At 71.0% G+C, this 16,097-nt stretch carries 13 protein-coding genes and 3 pseudogenes; 11 read left to right on the forward strand and 5 right to left on the reverse strand.

Features of this window, described 5'->3' with window-relative positions:
- The 4 genes from AC2W7J_RS07175 to AC2W7J_RS07190 form a co-directional block, all read left to right on the forward strand.
- The coding region (locus tag AC2W7J_RS07175; protein WP_485981906.1) for a DUF418 domain-containing protein at positions 1–259 on the forward strand (259 nt) is incomplete at its 5' end.
- Positions 260–436: 177 nt separating this feature from the next.
- A complete protein-coding gene (locus tag AC2W7J_RS07180; protein ID WP_421007269.1) occupies positions 437–2,452 on the forward strand; it encodes a protein meaA in 2,016 nt (671 codons plus the stop codon).
- The gene (locus tag AC2W7J_RS07185; RefSeq protein WP_485981907.1) at positions 2,449–2,706 is read left to right on the forward strand and encodes a hypothetical protein; all 258 of its coding nucleotides are present in this window, start codon (positions 2,449–2,451) and stop codon (positions 2,704–2,706) included. The genes AC2W7J_RS07180 and AC2W7J_RS07185 overlap by 4 nt, the downstream gene beginning before the upstream one ends.
- Before the next feature lie 104 nt (positions 2,707–2,810).
- Entirely contained in the window at positions 2,811–3,125 is a 315-nt protein-coding gene (locus AC2W7J_RS07190) for a hypothetical protein (protein ID WP_485981908.1), read from the forward strand.
- Between the two features lie 3 nt (positions 3,126–3,128).
- Here the strand turns inward: AC2W7J_RS07190 and nucS are convergent, their stop codons facing one another.
- On the reverse strand, positions 3,129–3,824 hold the full coding sequence (nucS, locus tag AC2W7J_RS07195; RefSeq protein ID WP_255185633.1) for an endonuclease NucS: 696 nt from the start codon (positions 3,822–3,824) through the stop codon (positions 3,129–3,131).
- Positions 3,825–3,930: 106 nt separating this feature from the next.
- On the opposite strand from nucS, the gene AC2W7J_RS07200 reads away from it, so the two are divergent.
- Positions 3,931–5,139, forward strand: coding sequence for a 3-hydroxyacyl-CoA dehydrogenase family protein (locus AC2W7J_RS07200; RefSeq protein ID WP_421006964.1), 1,209 nt, complete (start codon positions 3,931–3,933; stop codon positions 5,137–5,139).
- Positions 5,140–5,199: 60 nt separating this feature from the next.
- Here the strand turns inward: AC2W7J_RS07200 and AC2W7J_RS07205 are convergent, their stop codons facing one another.
- Positions 5,200–5,754 carry a DUF421 domain-containing protein gene (locus AC2W7J_RS07205; RefSeq protein ID WP_341013228.1) on the reverse strand — a complete coding sequence of 185 codons (555 nt, stop codon included), beginning with the start codon at positions 5,752–5,754 and terminating at the stop codon, positions 5,200–5,202.
- 75 nt (positions 5,755–5,829) lie between these two features.
- On the opposite strand from AC2W7J_RS07205, the gene AC2W7J_RS07210 reads away from it, so the two are divergent.
- From AC2W7J_RS07210 to AC2W7J_RS07220, 3 genes and pseudogenes are all read left to right on the forward strand, one after another.
- Positions 5,830–6,114 carry a hypothetical protein gene (locus AC2W7J_RS07210; RefSeq protein WP_421006963.1) on the forward strand — a complete coding sequence of 95 codons (285 nt, stop codon included), beginning with the start codon at positions 5,830–5,832 and terminating at the stop codon, positions 6,112–6,114.
- Positions 6,115–6,153: 39 nt separating this feature from the next.
- Positions 6,154–7,886: pseudogene (locus AC2W7J_RS07215) on the forward strand (ABC transporter ATP-binding protein).
- A 76-nt stretch (positions 7,887–7,962) separates the two neighbouring features.
- A pseudogene (locus tag AC2W7J_RS07220) lies at positions 7,963–9,962 on the forward strand (ABC transporter ATP-binding protein).
- Positions 9,963–10,193: 231 nt separating this feature from the next.
- Here the strand turns inward: AC2W7J_RS07220 and ccrA are convergent.
- Positions 10,194–11,534: a crotonyl-CoA carboxylase/reductase gene (gene ccrA / locus AC2W7J_RS07225; RefSeq protein ID WP_427802970.1), complete on the reverse strand. Its 1,341-nt coding sequence runs from the start codon at positions 11,532–11,534 to the stop codon at positions 10,194–10,196.
- A 272-nt stretch (positions 11,535–11,806) separates the two neighbouring features.
- Entirely contained in the window at positions 11,807–12,238 is a 432-nt protein-coding gene (gene mce / locus AC2W7J_RS07230) for a methylmalonyl-CoA epimerase (protein WP_421006960.1), read from the reverse strand.
- A gap of 229 nt (positions 12,239–12,467) precedes the next feature.
- Between mce and AC2W7J_RS07235 the strand changes: the two are divergent.
- Together AC2W7J_RS07235 and meaB are read left to right on the forward strand one after the other, a co-directional pair.
- Positions 12,468–13,666 (forward strand): annotated as a pseudogene (locus tag AC2W7J_RS07235) (acetyl-CoA C-acetyltransferase).
- Positions 13,667–13,668: 2 nt separating this feature from the next.
- A complete protein-coding gene (gene meaB / locus AC2W7J_RS07240) occupies positions 13,669–14,631 on the forward strand; it encodes a methylmalonyl Co-A mutase-associated GTPase MeaB (RefSeq protein WP_485981909.1) in 963 nt (320 codons plus the stop codon).
- A 52-nt stretch (positions 14,632–14,683) separates the two neighbouring features.
- On the opposite strand, the gene AC2W7J_RS07245 is transcribed toward meaB, so the two are convergent.
- A complete protein-coding gene (locus AC2W7J_RS07245) occupies positions 14,684–15,241 on the reverse strand; it encodes a hypothetical protein (RefSeq protein ID WP_255185640.1) in 558 nt (185 codons plus the stop codon).
- Between the two features lie 102 nt (positions 15,242–15,343).
- On the opposite strand from AC2W7J_RS07245, the gene AC2W7J_RS07250 reads away from it, so the two are divergent.
- Positions 15,344–16,097 (forward strand): protein kinase domain-containing protein (locus tag AC2W7J_RS07250; RefSeq protein WP_485981910.1); only part of this gene is annotated, 754 nt, incomplete at its 3' end.

Here is a 16,097-nt window from a genome sequence, read left to right on the forward strand (position 1 = left end):
CCGGCGCGCCCCCCTCGTCGCGGCGTCGGCCCCGGTGCGCGCGACCGGGGTGCTCGCCCTCACCGCCTATGTGCTGCACGTGTGCCTCATCGCCGTCGCGATGCGCGCGATCCCGTGGCCGACTGCCCAGGAGTGGTGGGCCCCGCTGGGCGGCGGGATCCTCCTGGTCACCCTCGTCGTCTGCCACGCGTGGTGGGCGCGACTGGGCAAGGGGCCGGTCGAGCGGGTCGTCGCCGCGGTGACCGACCGCATCGGGTGAGGCGGGCTCCCTTCGTCGTGGGGAGGCGGCCACCTGCGCCGGGTGTGGCGTCATTCACCGCGGACAGGCCTACGCGGCGGCGGGCGCCGCGGGTACGTTGCCCCCATGGCCGACAGCACCGATGCCCCCACCCCTGCAGCCGAGGCAGTGCGTCCCGAGCGTGACCGTCCGTGGGTGATGCGGACCTACGCGGGGCACTCGAGCGCTGCGGCGTCCAACGAGCTCTACCGCCGCAATCTCGCGAAGGGCCAGACCGGTCTGTCCGTGGCCTTCGACCTGCCGACCCAGACCGGCTACGACCCCGACCACGTGCTCAGCCGCGGTGAGGTCGGCAAGGTGGGCGTGCCGATCAGCCACATCGGTGACATGCGCCGGCTCTTCGACCAGATCCCGCTCGGCGAGATGAACACGTCGATGACGATCAACGCCGTCGCGATGTACCTCCTCGCCCTCTACCAGGTCGCCGCCGAGGAGCAGGCCGAGGCCGCGGGGGAGGACCCCGCCGAGGTGCGCGCCCGCCTCGCCGGCACGACGCAGAACGACATCATCAAGGAGTACCTGAGTCGCGGGACCTACGTCTTCCCGCCCGGGCCCTCGATGCGCCTGATCACCGACATGGTCACCTACACCGTCGGCGAGATCCCCAAGTGGAACCCCACCAACATCTGCAGCTACCACCTGCAGGAGGCCGGCGCGACGCCGGTGCAGGAGATCGCCTACTCGATGTCGACGGCCATCGCCGTCCTCGACGCCGTGCGTGACTCCGGCCGCGTGGCCGAGGAGGACTTCGGCAAGGTCGTCGCCCGCATCTCCTTCTTCGTCAACGCCGGCGTGCGCTTCGTCGAGGAGATGTGCAAGATGCGCGCCTTCGTCGAGCTGTGGGACGAGATCACCCGCGAGCGCTACGGCGTGACCGACGCCAAGCAGCGCCGCTTCCGCTACGGCGTCCAGGTCAACAGCCTCGGCCTCACCGAGGCCCAGCCGGAGAACAACGTCCAGCGCATCGTCCTCGAGATGCTCGCCGTCACGCTGAGCAAGGACGCGCGCGCCCGCGCCGTCCAGCTGCCCGCGTGGAACGAGGCGCTCGGCCTGCCCCGCCCGTGGGACCAGCAGTGGGCGCTGCGCCTGCAGCAGGTCCTCGCCTTCGAGTCCGACCTGCTCGAGTACGACGACCTCTTCACCGGCTCGCCGGTCGTGGAGCGCAAGGTCGCCGAGCTCGTCGAGGGCGCCAAGGCCGAGATCGAGCGCATCCAGGAAATGGGCGGCGCCGTGCCCGCCGTCGAGTCGGGCTACATGAAGTCCGCCCTCGTCGCGAGCCACGCGCTGCGCCGCCAGCGGATCGAGGCCGGCGAGGACATCGTCGTCGGGGTCAACAAGTTCGAGACCACCGAGCCCAACCCGCTGACCGCCGACCTCGACACCGCGATCCAGACGGTCGACGCCGACGTCGAGGCCAAGGCCATCGAGGCCGTGCGGGCCTGGCGCACCGAGCGGGACGCCGACCCGGAGCAGGCCGAGGCCGCCCGCAGCGCGCTCGCCACCCTGCAGGAGACGGCGAAGACCGACGACAACCTCATGGAGGCCTCCCTGGCCTGCGCCCGTGCCGGTGTCACCGTCGGCGAGTGGGCCCAGGCGCTGCGCGAGGTCTTCGGCGAGTTCCGCGCCCCGACGGGCGTCTCCGGCTCGGTCGGCGTCGCCGACGGCGGCTCGTCCGACCTCGTCGACGTCCGTCAGCGGGTCAAGGCGACGGGGGAGGAGCTGGGCGGCCAGCTGCGCGTCCTCGTCGGCAAGCCGGGCCTGGACGGCCACTCCAACGGCGCCGAGCAGATCGCCGTGCGGGCGCGTGACGCGGGCTTCGAGGTCGTCTACCAGGGCATCCGCCTCACGCCGGACCAGATCGTCTCCGCGGCCGTCGCCGAGGACGTCGACCTCGTCGGCGTCTCGATCCTCTCCGGCTCGCACATGGAGCTCGTCCCCGACGTGCTCGAGGGGCTCAAGGCCGAGGGCGCCGGTGACATCCCGGTCGTCGTCGGCGGCATCATCCCCGAGTCCGACGCGGCGAAGCTGCGCGAGCTCGGCGTGGCCGCCGTCTTCACGCCCAAGGACTTCGGGCTCAACGAGATCATGGGCTCCTTCGTCGACATCATCCGCGAGCGCCGCGGCCTCGCGGACCGGGAGACCGTCGACGCGTGAGCGCCGCCCGCGTCTCCTGGCTCCACGCGGTCGTCGCGATCCCGGTCGCGGCGGTCGCGTGGGTCGTCGTCTCCGGAGCGCTCGCCTATGCGCTCGGTGACATCGCCCTCGGTGGCCTCGTCGCCTGCGGCATCGGCGCGGCCGTGGGTGCCGTGCTGCTGCTCGTGCCCCGGCCCGGAGCCCGCGGCGCCGGTCTCGGCTCCATCGTCACGATGCTGCCGTGCGCGATCGGTCTCGCCGTCAGCCTGATGTGAGCTGGCCGGTAACTGCGCAGAACCCTAGGGTCCTGCGGGGTTGGGGCCCGGTAACCCTGCACAACCCTAGGGTCCTGCAGTGTTGGGAGGGCTAGTGTCGGGGGATGGCCCTGCACTGCCCGGCGACACTGCTCGTGGCCCCTGCTCCGCGTGATGTGAAGGGGGCGGCCTCCCTCGTCGACGCCCTCACGGGCGACCGGGTGCTGGCCGTCGTGCGGGCACCCGACCTGGCGGTCGGGGAGGAGCTGGCGGAGCGGCTCGGGGCACCGCTGGAGGACGAGGTCGGCCTGGCCGCCGACGAGCCCGACCCCGCGACCCTCGACGCGATCGCGGACCTGCACCGCGGGGAGACGGTCCTCGTGCTCACGTCACCCGGGGAGGCGAGGGGCGCTCCCTTCGTCCGGCTGGAGCTGGACTGAGCCTCAGAAGAGGCGGTGCATGCTCGTGTCGATGCCCTTGAGCTCCTCGTAGTCGAGGGTGACGCAGCGGATGCCGCGGTCCTCCGCGAGGGTGCGCGCCTGCGGCTTGATGACCTGGGCGGCGAAGACGCCGGTGACCGGGCGCAGGGCGGGGTCCCGGTTCATCAGCTCGAGGTAGCGGGTCAGCTGCTCGACGCCGTCGATCTCGCCGCGACGCTTGATCTCGACGGCCACGGAGACGCCCTGCGCGTCCTTGGCGAGGATGTCGACCGGGCCGATGGCGGTCATGTACTCCCGGCGCACGAGGGTGTAGCCCTCGCCGAGGGTCTCGATGTGCTCGGCGAGCAGCTTCTGCAGGTGGGCCTCGACACCGTCCTTGACGAGCCCGGGGTCGACGCCCAGGTCGTGGGCGGAGTCGTGGTGGACCTCGTGGAGCTTCACCCGCAGACGGTCCTCGGTCTTGGCGTGCTGGACCACCCACACGGACTCGACGCCCTCGGCGGCCTCGGCCTCGTCGGGGTCGACCTCGGCCATCGAGCAGGGCGGGGCCATCCAGTTGAGCGGCTTGTAGGAGCCGCCGTCGCTGTGGACGAGGACCGAGCCGTCGGCCTTGACCATGAGCAGACGGGTCGCCAGGGGCAGGTGGGCGTTGAGCCGCCCCTCGTAGTCGACGCTGCAGGTCGCAATCACCACTCGCACCCCGCAGACCCTACGCGCACAGCGAAATCGACGGCGACATCCCTGTGCGGACCATCACGCCACGAACCCCTACCGGGGGGTCATGGGGACTGCGATAGTGCTCGACATGTCAGACTCCCGCGCCCTTGCAGACGCCCTGGTCTTCCCGTACCTGAACCACGCCGCCTCGATGTTCGACGAGCAGTACGCCTCGCGTGAGGACATCGACAACGGCATGCGCTTCGGCTGCGGTCTGCCCAAGGGGCCGCTCACCGTCATCGACGAGCTCGGCCTCGAGACCGTGCGTGACGCGCTCGCCGCCCGCTTCGAGCAGACCGGCGACCCGCGCCACCAGCCCAACCCCGCCATCGAGCGACTCATCGCCGAGGGGCGCACCGGCAAGGCTGCCGGCAAGGGCTTCTACACCTACGAGGGTGACGAGGTCGTCGCCGACGAGCTCACCCCCTCCGGCACCGGTCAGGGCGCGGCCCGCCCGGTCAAGACCGTCGGCGTCGTCGGCTCCGGCACCATGGCCAGCGGCATCGTCGAGGTCTTCGCGGCCAACGGCTTCCCCGTGACCTACGTCGCCCGCACGCAGGACAAGGTCGACGCCGTCGCCGCCAAGATCGCGAAGAACCTCGCCCGCCAGGTCGACAAGGGCCGCCTCGAGCAGGGCGACGCCGACGCGATCCTCGGCCGCCTCACCGGGGCCACCGAGCGCGAGGCACTCGGTGACGTCGACATCGTCGTCGAGGCGATCGCCGAGGAGATCGGCATCAAGAACCAGCTCTTCGCCGACCTCGACCGCATCTGCAAGCCCGGCGCCGTCCTCGCGACGACGACCTCCTCGCTGAGCATCGCCGACCTCGCCGCGCAGACGAAGCGCCCGCAGGACGTCGTCGGCATGCACTTCTTCAACCCCGCGCCGGTGATGAAGCTCGTCGAGGTCATCAACCACCCGACGACCGGCCAGGACGTGCTCGACACCGTCCTCGACCTGTGCCGCAGCACCCGCAAGGTCGCCGTCAGCTGCGCCGACCGCTCCGGCTTCATCGTCAACGCGCTGCTCTTCCCCTACCTCAACGACGCCATCAAGGCGCACGAGGAGGGTGCCGAGCTCGACGCGATCGACGGCGCGATCACCGAGCACTACGGCTACCCGATGGGTCCCTTCGCCCTGCTCGACGTCGTCGGCAACGACGTCGCGCTCGCGATCGAGGAGGAGCTGCTCGCGGAGTTCGAGCACGCCTCGCTCACCCCGGCCCCGCTCCTGCGCGAGGTCGTCGCCGCCGGCAAGCTCGGCCGCAAGACCGGGGAGGGCTTCCGCACCTACTGATCGCCGCGCACGACCACGGCCCCGGATCTCCCTTCGGTCCGGGGCCGTGGCGCGTCGAGGTCACGATGACGAGGGGGCCAGCAGCTCCGGAGGGACGAGCGAGGCACCCACGACCCCGCTGAGGAGCAGCGGGTCGACGCGCTCCCCGCGCCGCAGCACGCTGATCGCCCCCGACGGCTCGAAGGTCACCGCGACGACCTCCTCGTGGTGGCGCACCCCGGCGAGCCGCAGCCGCGACTGGAGCTCGCCCGGCAGGACGTGGCAGCGACGCATGTGCTCCTCGATGACGTGCGGGCCGGCCATGAGCAGGACCGGAGGGTTGACGATCGTGCGCTGGATCCACCCGCGATGCCGCAGCACCCCGAGGAGGCCCTGCATCGTCACGAGGGTCGTCAGGGCGACGAGCCCGCTGCCGAGCACCGGGACGTCGCCGAGCGAGGCCCGCCCGATGATCGAGCCGAAGGCGATGACCGCGACGAGGTCGAAGCTCGACATGCCCGAGAGGACCCGCTGACCCAGCACCCGTACGAGGAGGAGCATCGCGAGATACATGCCGACCGTGCCCACGGCCACGGAGACCGCATCCGTCGGGGTGATCCAGAGCAGGTCGCGCACAGGTCCTCGATTCTTCGGTCGGCGTCAAGCCGGACCGACTGGCCCGGCGGGCGGGGCGTGGGACAGCATGGTCCCATGCCCCGCAACAACCGCCGCAGACGTGACGAGCACCGGCCGCTCGCGCTGGGACGGGCGCCGCAGACGCGGGAGACGTGGATGGGGCGCGCGTGGATCGTGCGGCGCCTCACCGGGCAGACCTCGCAGCGCACCTACACCTGCCCGGGGTGCACGCACGAGATCACGCCGGGCACACCGCACGTCGTCGTCTGGCCGGATGACGGGCTCGGTGGAGCGGACGACCGGCGGCACTGGCACTCGCGCTGCTGGCAGGCACGCGACCAGGGGCGCTACGGGCGTTGACCGGTTGGTGCACTACCTGCACGGTGCAACAATCATCGGGTGCTCCTACGCCTCGTCCGCCGCCACCTGAGCGGCACGGGCGGCCGGGTGGTCCTGCTGCTGGTCCTGCAGCTCGTCGCCACGCTCGCCTCCCTGTACCTGCCCAGCCTCAACGGCGAGATCATCGACAACGGCGTGGCCACCGGTGACACCGGCTACATCGTGCGGCACGGGGGGCTGATGCTCGCGGTCTCGGTGCTCCAGATCGCCACGACGATCGCCGCGACGTGGATCGGCGCCGGCCTGTCGGCGACGATGGCCGCCCGGCTGCGGGCGGCCGTCTTCTCCCGGGTGGCAGCTTCAGCGCGCAGGAGGTCGCCCGCTTCGGGGCGCCGACGCTCATCTCGCGCACGACGAACGACGTCACCCAGGTGCAGACCGTCACCAACATGGCGCTGACGATGATGGTCACCGCGCCGATGATGATGGTCGGCGGCGTCATCATGGCCCTGCGCGAGGACGTCGGTCTCAGCTGGCTCGTCGCCGTAGCCGTGCCCCTCCTCGCCGTGTGCGTCGGCCTCGTCATCCGGGCGATGATCCCCAACTTCCGCCGCATGCAGACGAGCGTCGACACGGTCAACCGGATCCTGCGCGAGCAGATCACCGGCGTGCGCGTGGTCCGTGCCTTCGTCCGCGAAGGGAGTGAACGCGAGCGATTCGGGGTGGCGAATGCCGAGTACACGGCCTCGGCCGTCGCCGTCGGCCGGCTGATGTCGCTCGCCTTCCCGATCGTCATGGTGATCCTCAACCTCTCGACCGTCGCGGTCCTGTGGTTCGGCGCCCAGCGCATCGACAGCGGCCAGATGCAGATCGGTGCGCTCACGGCCTTCATGACCTATCTCATGCAGATCCTCATGTCGGTGATGATGGCGACCTTCATGTCGATGATGCTGCCGCGCGCGGCGGTCTCGGCCGGGCGCATCGACGAGGTGCTCTCGACCGAGTCGAGCGTCGTCCCGCCGATCGCCCCGCGGCCGATGCTCGAGGAGCGGCCAGCGGTCGTCCTCGAGGATGTCGAGTTCTCCTACCCGGGCGCCGACTCGCCGGTCCTGTGCGATGTCGACCTCCGGGCCGAGCCCGGTCGCACGACGGCGATCATCGGCTCGACGGGTGCCGGCAAGACGACCCTGCTCGACCTCGTGCCGCGGCTGCACGACGTCACGGGTGGGCGGGTGCTCGTCGGTGGCGTCGACGTCCGCGAGCTCGACCCGGCGCAGCTGTGGTCGAGCATCGCCGTCGTGCCGCAGAAGGCCTTCCTCTTCAGCGGCACCATCGCCTCCAACCTGCGCCAGGCCAAGCCCGACGCGAGCGACGACGAGCTGTGGGAGGCGCTGCGGGTCGCGCAGGCCGAGGACTTCGTCCGGGCCCTCGACCTCGGGCTCGAGGCCCCCGTCGCCCAAGGCGGGACCAACCTCTCCGGCGGGCAGCGTCAGCGCCTGTCGATCGCCCGCGCCATCGTGCGTCGACCGGCGATCTACCTCCTCGACGACTCCTTCTCCGCGCTCGACCTGACGACCGATGCCCGGCTGCGCGCCGCCCTTCGTTCCGTCGTCGCCGACAGCGTCGTCCTCGTCGTCGCCCAGCGGGTCTCCTCGATCATGGACGCCGACCACATCGTCGTCCTCGACGACGGCCGGGTCGTCGGCGACGGCACCCACGAGCAGCTGCTCGAGACCTGCCCGACCTATGTCGAGATCGTCGAGTCCCAGGCATCGCGCGAGGAGGCGGCATGAGCGCCGCAGGAGCCGCGCAGCGGTGCGAGGTACGAGCGACCTGCGGCGGGTCCGCGAGTCAGCGCGGAGGACAAGCATGAGCGAGGTACCCACCGCGGAGGAGAAGGCCGCACAGGCGCGACGGGGGCCGGGTGCAGCTGCGCGTCGCGGACCCATGCAGATGGGCACGCCGGGGGAGAAGTCGCAGGACTTCCTCCCTTCGGCCAAGCGGCTGCTCGGTCGGCTGCGCCCGCAGCGCTCGCGGGTGCTCACGGCCATCGTCCTCACCGTCGTCTCCGTCGCGCTGAGCGCGGTCGGACCGCTCGTGCTCGCCCGGGCCACGGACCGGATCTTCGCCGGGTGGATCGGCGCCGAGCTGCCCGCCGGTGTCCCGCTCGACACGATCGTCGAGCAGCTGCGGGGGCAGGGGGAGGACCGGCAGGCCGACATGCTCGCGGCCATGCCGCACCTCGTGCCGGGGCAGGGGATGGACTTCGGGGCGATCGGCCGGATCCTGCTGCTCGCGCTCGGCCTCTACGTCGTCGCCGCGGTGCTGTCGTGGCTGCAGGGGCGGGTCATCGTCCACGCGGTCAACCAGGTCGTCTTCGACCTGCGGGCCGAGGTCGAGGCGAAGCTGCACCGTCTACCGCTGCCGTACTTCGACAAGCAGCCGCGCGGCGAGGTGCTCAGCCGGGTGACCAACGACATCGACAACGTCGCGCAGTCGCTGCAGCAGACCCTCAGCCAGCTGCTGACGAGCCTCATCACCGTCGTCGCGATGGTCTCGATGATGGTGTGGATCTCGCCGCTGCTCTCGCTCATCGCGCTCGTGACGATCCCGATCTCGATCGTGCTCACCGGCGCGATCGGCAAGCGCAGCCAGCGGCACTTCATCCAGCAGTGGACGTCCACCGGCGAGCTCAGCTCGGTCATCGAGGAGACCTACACGGGCCACTCGCTCGTCAAGGTCTACGGGCGGCAGGCGGAGGTCGACGCGGCCTTCGCCGAGCGCAACGAGCAGCTGCGGTCCGCGGGCTTCGGCGCGCAGTTCGTCAGCGGCATCATCATGCCGGCGATGATGTTCGTCGGGAACCTCAACTACGTCGTCATCGCCGTCATCGGTGGCCTGCGGGTCGCCTCCGGCACGATGACTCTCGGTGACGTGCAGGCCTTCATCCAGTACTCGCGGCAGTTCACCCAGCCCCTCACCCAGGTGGCGTCGATGGCCAACCTCATGCAGTCGGGGGTCGCCTCGGCCGAGCGGGTCTTCGAGGTGCTCGACGCGCAGGAGCAGCTCGAGGACCCGGCCGTGCCGGCGGCGCGCGGCGAGGGGCACGGGCGGGTGGCCTTCGAGGACGTCAGCTTCCGCTACGACCCGGCGAAGCCCCTCATCGAGGGGCTCGACCTCGTCGGCGAGCCGGGACAGACGGTCGCGATCGTCGGTCCGACCGGCGCCGGGAAGACGACGCTCGTCAACCTCATCATGCGCTTCTACGAGCTGGACTCCGGCCGGATCACCATCGACGGTGTCGACATCACGACGATGTCGCGGGCCGAGCTGCGCTCGCGCACCGGCATGGTCCTGCAGGACACCTGGCTCTTCAGCGGGACGATCGGCGACAACATCGCCTACGGGCGCCGGGCGCGACGCGTGAGGAGGTCCGTGCGGCAGCGGAGGCGACCTACGTCGACCGCTTCGTCCACTCGCTGCCCGACGGGTACGACACCCACCTCGACGACGAGGGCGGCAACATCTCCGCCGGCGAGAAGCAGCTGGTGACCATCGCCCGCGCCTTCCTCGCCGACCCGAGCCTGCTCATCCTCGACGAGGCGACGAGCTCGGTCGACACCCGCACCGAGCGTCTCGTGCAGCAGGCGATGGCGGCGTTGCGGGGCGACCGGACGAGCTTCGTCATCGCGCACCGGCTGTCGACGATCCGCGACGCGGACCTCATCGTCGTCATGGAGGACGGGCACATCGCCGAGCAGGGCACGCACGAGAGCCTGCTCGCCGCCGACGGCGCCTACGCGCGCCTGTACCGCAGCCAGTTCGCCGCAGCCGTCACGGAGCTGGACACCTCGGTCAGCCTCGCCTGAGGAGCGCCGCGCAGCCCGAGGCAGGGGGCCGCTCCGGGCGAGGAGGGTCGACGCGCTGCCGACGTCCTTCGTCGTCGTGTCGTCCCGTTGTCGTTCTCGACGTCGGCTTGACGCTGCGCCGACCCTCTCGCCGTCCGCCCCCTTCGCTCGACCACAGGCGCGCCTCACGGCATGACGAAGGGGGCCGCACCGGTGATCCGGTGCAGCCCCCTTCGTGTGGTGCTGGTGCGGTCAGACCGCCTGGAAGCGGTTGATCTGCTTCTCGAACTTGGCGCGCTTCTCGGGGTCGGTGACGCCGAGGCCAGGCTCGGGGGAGAGGGCGAGGACGCCGACCTTGCCCTGGTGCTTGTTGTGGTGCACGTCGAGCGTCGCCTGACCGACCTCCTCGAGCTTGTAGGTCTTGCTCAGGGTCGGGTGGACGAGACCGCGGTTGATGAGCTCGTTGGCCTCCCACGACTCGCGGTAGTTCGCGAAGTGGCTGGAGATGATGCTCTTGAGGTTCATCCACAGGTAGCGGTTGTCGTACTCGTGCATGTAGCCCGAGGTCGAGGCGCAGGTGACGATCTTGCCGCCCTTGCGGGTGACGTAGACCGAGGCGCCGAAGGTCTCGCGGCCCGGGTGCTCGAAGACGACGTCGACGTCGTGGCCACCCGTGAGCTCACGGATCTTCTTGCCGAGGCGCTGCCACTCCTTGGGGTTCTGCTCGGTGTTGTCGTCGTTCCAGAACTTGTAGCCCTCGGCGTTGCGGTCGATGATCAGCTCAGCACCCATGTCGCGGCAGATCTGGGCCTTCTCGGGGGAGGAGACGACGCAGATCGGGGTCGCGCCGGCGGCCAGGGCCATCTGCGTGGCGTAGGAGCCGAGGCCACCCGAGGCGCCCCAGATGAGGACGCGGTCGCCGAGCTTGAGGGCGGCGCCGTTCTTGGAGATCAGCTGGCGGTAGGCGGTGGAGTTGACCAGACCGGGGGAGGCGGACTCCTCCCAGGTGAGGTGCTGCGGCTTGGGCATGAGCTGGTTGGCCTTGACGATGGCCAGCTCGGCGAGGCCACCGAAGTTGGTCTCGAAGCCCCAGATGCGCTGCTGCGGGTCCATCATCGTGTCGTCGTGGCCGTCGGCGTCCTCGAGCTCGACGGACAGGCAGTGGGCGACGACCTCCTGGCCGGGCTTCCACTTCGAGACGTGGCCGCCGGTGCGCAGGACCACGCCGGAGAGGTCGGAGCCGACGATGTGGTACGGCAGGTCGTGACGCTTGGAGTACTTGTTGAGCCGGCCGTAGCGCTCGAGGAAGCCGAAGGTCGAGACCGGCTCGAAGATCGAGGTCCACACGGTGTTGAAGTTGATCGCGCTGGCCATGACGGCGACGAGCGCCTCGTCGGGGGCGAGCTCGGGGATCGGCACGTCGTCGATGTGCAGCGACTTGCGCGGGTCCTTGTCGCGGCTCTGCAGACCCTTGAACATCTCGACCTCGTCCTTGTGGACGGTCGTCGCGCGGTAGGTGTCCGGCAGGGGGAGGTTGGCGTAGGTCTCTTCGCTGCGGTCACCGGAGAGGATCGCGTCGCGGATCTGGTCGATTGCCATGAAGGGGGCTCCTCGGCCTCGTCGGGGTGTCGGGGTGATGCGTCTGCGTGCAACTTAGGTCGTCATGGCGCCGTGGGGGCGGCACTCATGACCCAGTTCACACATCGCTGTGGGACGGTGCGCACCGGGGTGCGGACCGCATCGGAGACATCGTGTCCCGTCCGACGATCCGACGCAGGACCCCGGCTCGTGACCTCCCTCTCACACGACGAAGGGGGCGGCGCACCGATCGGTGCGCCACCCCCTTCGCGTGCTGCTGCGGAGTGTCAGTGACCGCCGTCGGCGGCCGGCTCGACGAGCTCGACGAGGATGCCGCGGGCGTCCTTGGGGTGGATGAAGTTGACGCGCGAGTTGCTCGTGCCGCGCTTCGGGGTGTCGTAGAGCAGGCGCAGGCCGCGCTCGCGGAGCGTCGTGCACACGGCGTCGATGTCCTCGACGCGGTAGGCGAGCTGCTGGATGCCCTGGCCGTTGCGGTCGAGGAACTTCGCGATCGTCGACTCGGGGGAGAGGGGCGCCAGGAGCTGGATGCACGAGCCGGAGTCGCCGACGCGCATCATCGCCTCGCGCACGCCCTGCTCCTCGTTGGTCTCCTCGTGGGCGAGCTCCATGCCGTAGGAGTCGCGGTAGAAGGCGATGGCCTCGTCGAGGTCGGGAACGGCCACACCGACGTGGTCGATGGCGGTGAAGAGATCAGTCATGTTCGCACTCTAGAGAGCCGAAGGGGGGCGCCGCGCCCCCTTCGGCTGTGGTCTGTCCCACCCGCAGGTGGTGCGTGGTCGGGCCCCGACGCGGCCCGTCGTGCCGGCGCGTGTGTGGCGGGCCCCACCCGGGTGGGGCCTGCCCTCCCTTCGTCCTCGTCGCTAGGGTGAGCGCAAGCCGCGGCCCGGGACCGGTGCCCGTGGGACCACACATGTTGGAGGCTTTTACATGTCCGATCGTCCCGTGTCCGTCATCGTCGCCGGGGCCCGCACCCCGATGGGCCGCATGAGCGGCTCGCTCAAGGGCTTCTCCGGCTCCGACCTCGGCGGCTTCGCCATCAAGGGCGCGCTCGACAAGGCCGGGGTCAAGGGCGAGGACGTCGACTACGTGATCATGGGCCAGGTGCTCACCGCGGGCGAGGGCCAGATCCCCGCCCGTCAGGCGGCGATCAAGGGCGGCATCCCCAAGAACGTCCCGGCCCTGACCGTCAACAAGGTCTGCCTGTCCGGCATCGACGCCATCGCGCTCGCCGACCAGCTCATCCGCGCCGGCGAGTTCGACATCGTCGTCGCCGGTGGCCAGGAGTCGATGACCAACGCCCCGCACCTGCTGCCCAAGAGCCGCGACGGCATCAAGTACGGCGACGCCACGCTCAAGGACTCGATGGCCTACGACGGTCTCCACGACGTCATCACCAACCAGGCGATGGGCGCGCTCACCGAGGCCAAGAACGCCGAGAACTCGGACTTCACCCGCGAGGAGCAGGACGCCTTCGCCGCCGCGAGCCACCAGAAGGCCGCCAAGGCCTGGGCGGACGGCAAGTTCGCCGACGAGGTCGTCCCGGTCGAGATCCCGCAGCGCAAGGCGACCCGGTCGTCTTCGCGACCGACGAGGGCGTGCGCGCCGACACGACCGCCGAGTCCCTCGGCAAGCTGCGTCCCGCCTTCGCCAAGGACGGCACCATCACCGCCGGCTCCGCCTCGCAGATCTCCGACGGTGCCGCCGCGGTCGTCGTCATGAGCAAGGCCAAGGCCGAGGAGCTGGGCCTGACCTGGCTCGCCGAGATCGGCGCCCACGGCGTCGTCGCCGGCCCCGACTCGACCCTGCAGGCCCAGCCGGCCAATGCCATCGAGGCCGCCGTGGCCAAGGAGGGCATCGCCGTCTCCGACCTCGACGTCGTCGAGATCAACGAGGCCTTCGCGGCCGTCGGCCTGGCCTCGGCCAAGCAGCTCGGCCTCGCGGACGAGCAGGTCAACCCCAACGGCGGCGCGATCGCCATGGGTCACCCGCTCGGCATGTCCGGCGCCCGCATCACCCTCGCGCTCGCCCACGAGCTCAAGCGCCGCGGTGGCGGCGTCGGTGCCGCCGCCCTGTGCGGTGGTGGCGGTCAGGGTGACGCGCTGATCATCCGCGTGCCGAGCGCCTGAGCTTGAGCCGCAGCGTCGACGTCCCGTCCTGGTCGAGGAGGCCAGGGCGGGAGTCCCGTGCCATCGGGCGCCTGGTCTCGCTCGTCGACGACCAGCACCCGGACCTGCCCGAGGTCATGCGGCTGCTCGCGCCGCACACCGGCCGGGCGCACGTCGTGGGCATCACCGGGGCCCCTGGCGTCGGCAAGTCGACGACGACCAATGCCTTGGTGCGGGCCCTGCGCGAGCAGGGTCAGCGGGTCGCGGTGCTGGCCGTCGACCCGTCCTCACCCTTCAGCGGCGGTGCGCTGCTCGGCGACCGCATCCGGATGACCGACTCGGCGAGCGACCCGGGCGTGTGGATCCGCTCGCTCGCCAGCCGCGGGCACCTCGGCGGGCTGTCGGTCTCGACGCCGCAGGCCGTGCGGGTCCTCGACGCTGCCGGCTTCGACACCGTGCTCGTCGAGACGGTCGGCGTCGGCCAGTCGGAGGTCGAGATCGCCGGCGCCGCCGACACGACGCTCGTGCTCCTCGCGCCCGGCATGGGCGACGGGATCCAGGCGGCCAAGGCCGGCATCCTCGAGATCGGTGACGTCTTCGTCGTCAACAAGGCCGACCGCGAGGGCGCCGACGCGACCGTCCGCGACCTGCGGCACATGATCCAGCTGGGCGAGGGGACCGCCCCCGGCGGCTGGCGCCGCCGGGTCGTGCGCGCCTCCGCGATGAACGGCGACGGCGTCGACGACGTCGTCGCGGCCGTCACCGACCACCTGCAGCATCTCGCCTCGAGCGGCACCCTGCGTCGGCGGCGCACCGCCCGCGCCCGGGACGAGATCACGGCCCTGGCCATCGCGCGACTGCGCGCCCGGATGGGCGACCTCGGCTCGGGTGGGCTGCTGCAGTCGCTCGCCGAGCGCGTCGTCGACGGCAGCAGCGACCCCTATGCCGCCGTCGACGAGCTGCTCACGACCCTCGACATGTCCTGAGTCCGCATCTCCCCAGGGAGATGCGGACTCAGGACCGTGCGGGAGGGCTGGGTCAGAGGCCCTCGGAGACCCGGATCTCGTCGCGGTCGTCGACGTCGAAGACCGCGCCGATGCAGGTGACGTTGCTGTCCGTCTCGCCGGGCTCGAGGTAGGACGTGTTGCACGTGACGTCGTCGAGGACGTTGCCGTCCTCCATCAGGTAGAAGGTCAGGTAGAAGGAGTCGGCCGTGCCGCTCGTGTTGCTGACGCTCAGGTTCACCACGTCGCCGGTCGAGTCGATCGACCACCCGCTCTGGACGGCGGCGCCGTCGACGGTGATCGAGCCGCCCTCGGAGACGGTGCTCGCGCCGGCTGCGTCGGCATTCTTCGACGAGTTGGCCGACGAGCTGTAGCTCGAGACCTGGTCGCTGGCCTCGTTGGCCACGAAGAGGAAGAACCCGCCGACCGAGCAGCAGCACAGGATGACGACCGCGGCGATGATGCCGAGGACCCACCACAGGGTGTTGTCCTGCTTCTTCGGCGGGATGCCCTGGGGCGCGCTGCCGTACGGCGCCTGGTAGGGGTTGGGGCCACCGGCGCCACCGGGCGGAGGCGGGGCTGGGTAGGACATGCGTGGATCCCCCTGGATCTGAGGTGTCTGGACTGGGCGAGTGCCCTGGGTCGGCAGTCTACGTCCCGGTAGCCGGGCCCGGCCGTCTACGCTGGCCCGGACATGACTGACGACACAACGCCCGAGCTCATCGGTGGCCGCTACGAGCGCCTGCGACCGATCGGCCGCGGGGGCATGGGCACCGTGTGGCTGGCTCGCGACACCGTCCTCGGCCGCCGGGTGGCGGTCAAGCAGATCGGTGACTTCCCCGGCGAGAGCGAAGGGGAGACCCGTCGCGCCATGCGCGAGGCACGGGCCGCGGCCGCGCTCAACCACCCCAATGTCGTCGCCGTCTACGACGTCACCGAGCACGACGGCACGCCGTGGCTGGTCATGGAGTACGTCGCCGGCCCGACCCTCTCGTCGGCGGTGCGCGAGCGCGGCCCGATGACGCCGAAGGGAGCGGCGGACCTCGGTGCGCAGCTCGCGGGCGCGCTCGCGGCGGCGCACCGGGCGGGCATCGTCCACCGCGACGTCAAGCCGGCCAAATGTCCTCATCGGCGGGGGCCGGCCCAAGCTCGGCGACTTCGGCATCGCCCGGGCCGGCACCGACGACCAGCTGACCCAGACCGGTCTCGTGACGGGCACCCCGAGCTACATGGCCCCCGAGGTCGCCGTGGGCGGCGAGGTGGCGAGTCCGCGGATGTCTGGGCGCTCGGCGCGACGATCTACTTCGCCGTCGAGGGCCAGGACGCCTACCCCTCGCAGGGCAATGCCCTGGCGACCCTGCGCAGCATCTCCTCGCGGCCCCCGCGCCGCCCCGAGCGCGCCGGCGCGCTCGAGCCGGTCCTCGCCGACATGCTCTCGCGCGACCCCC

This window comes from Janibacter sp. CFPM2_SD2, assembly GCF_057364645.1.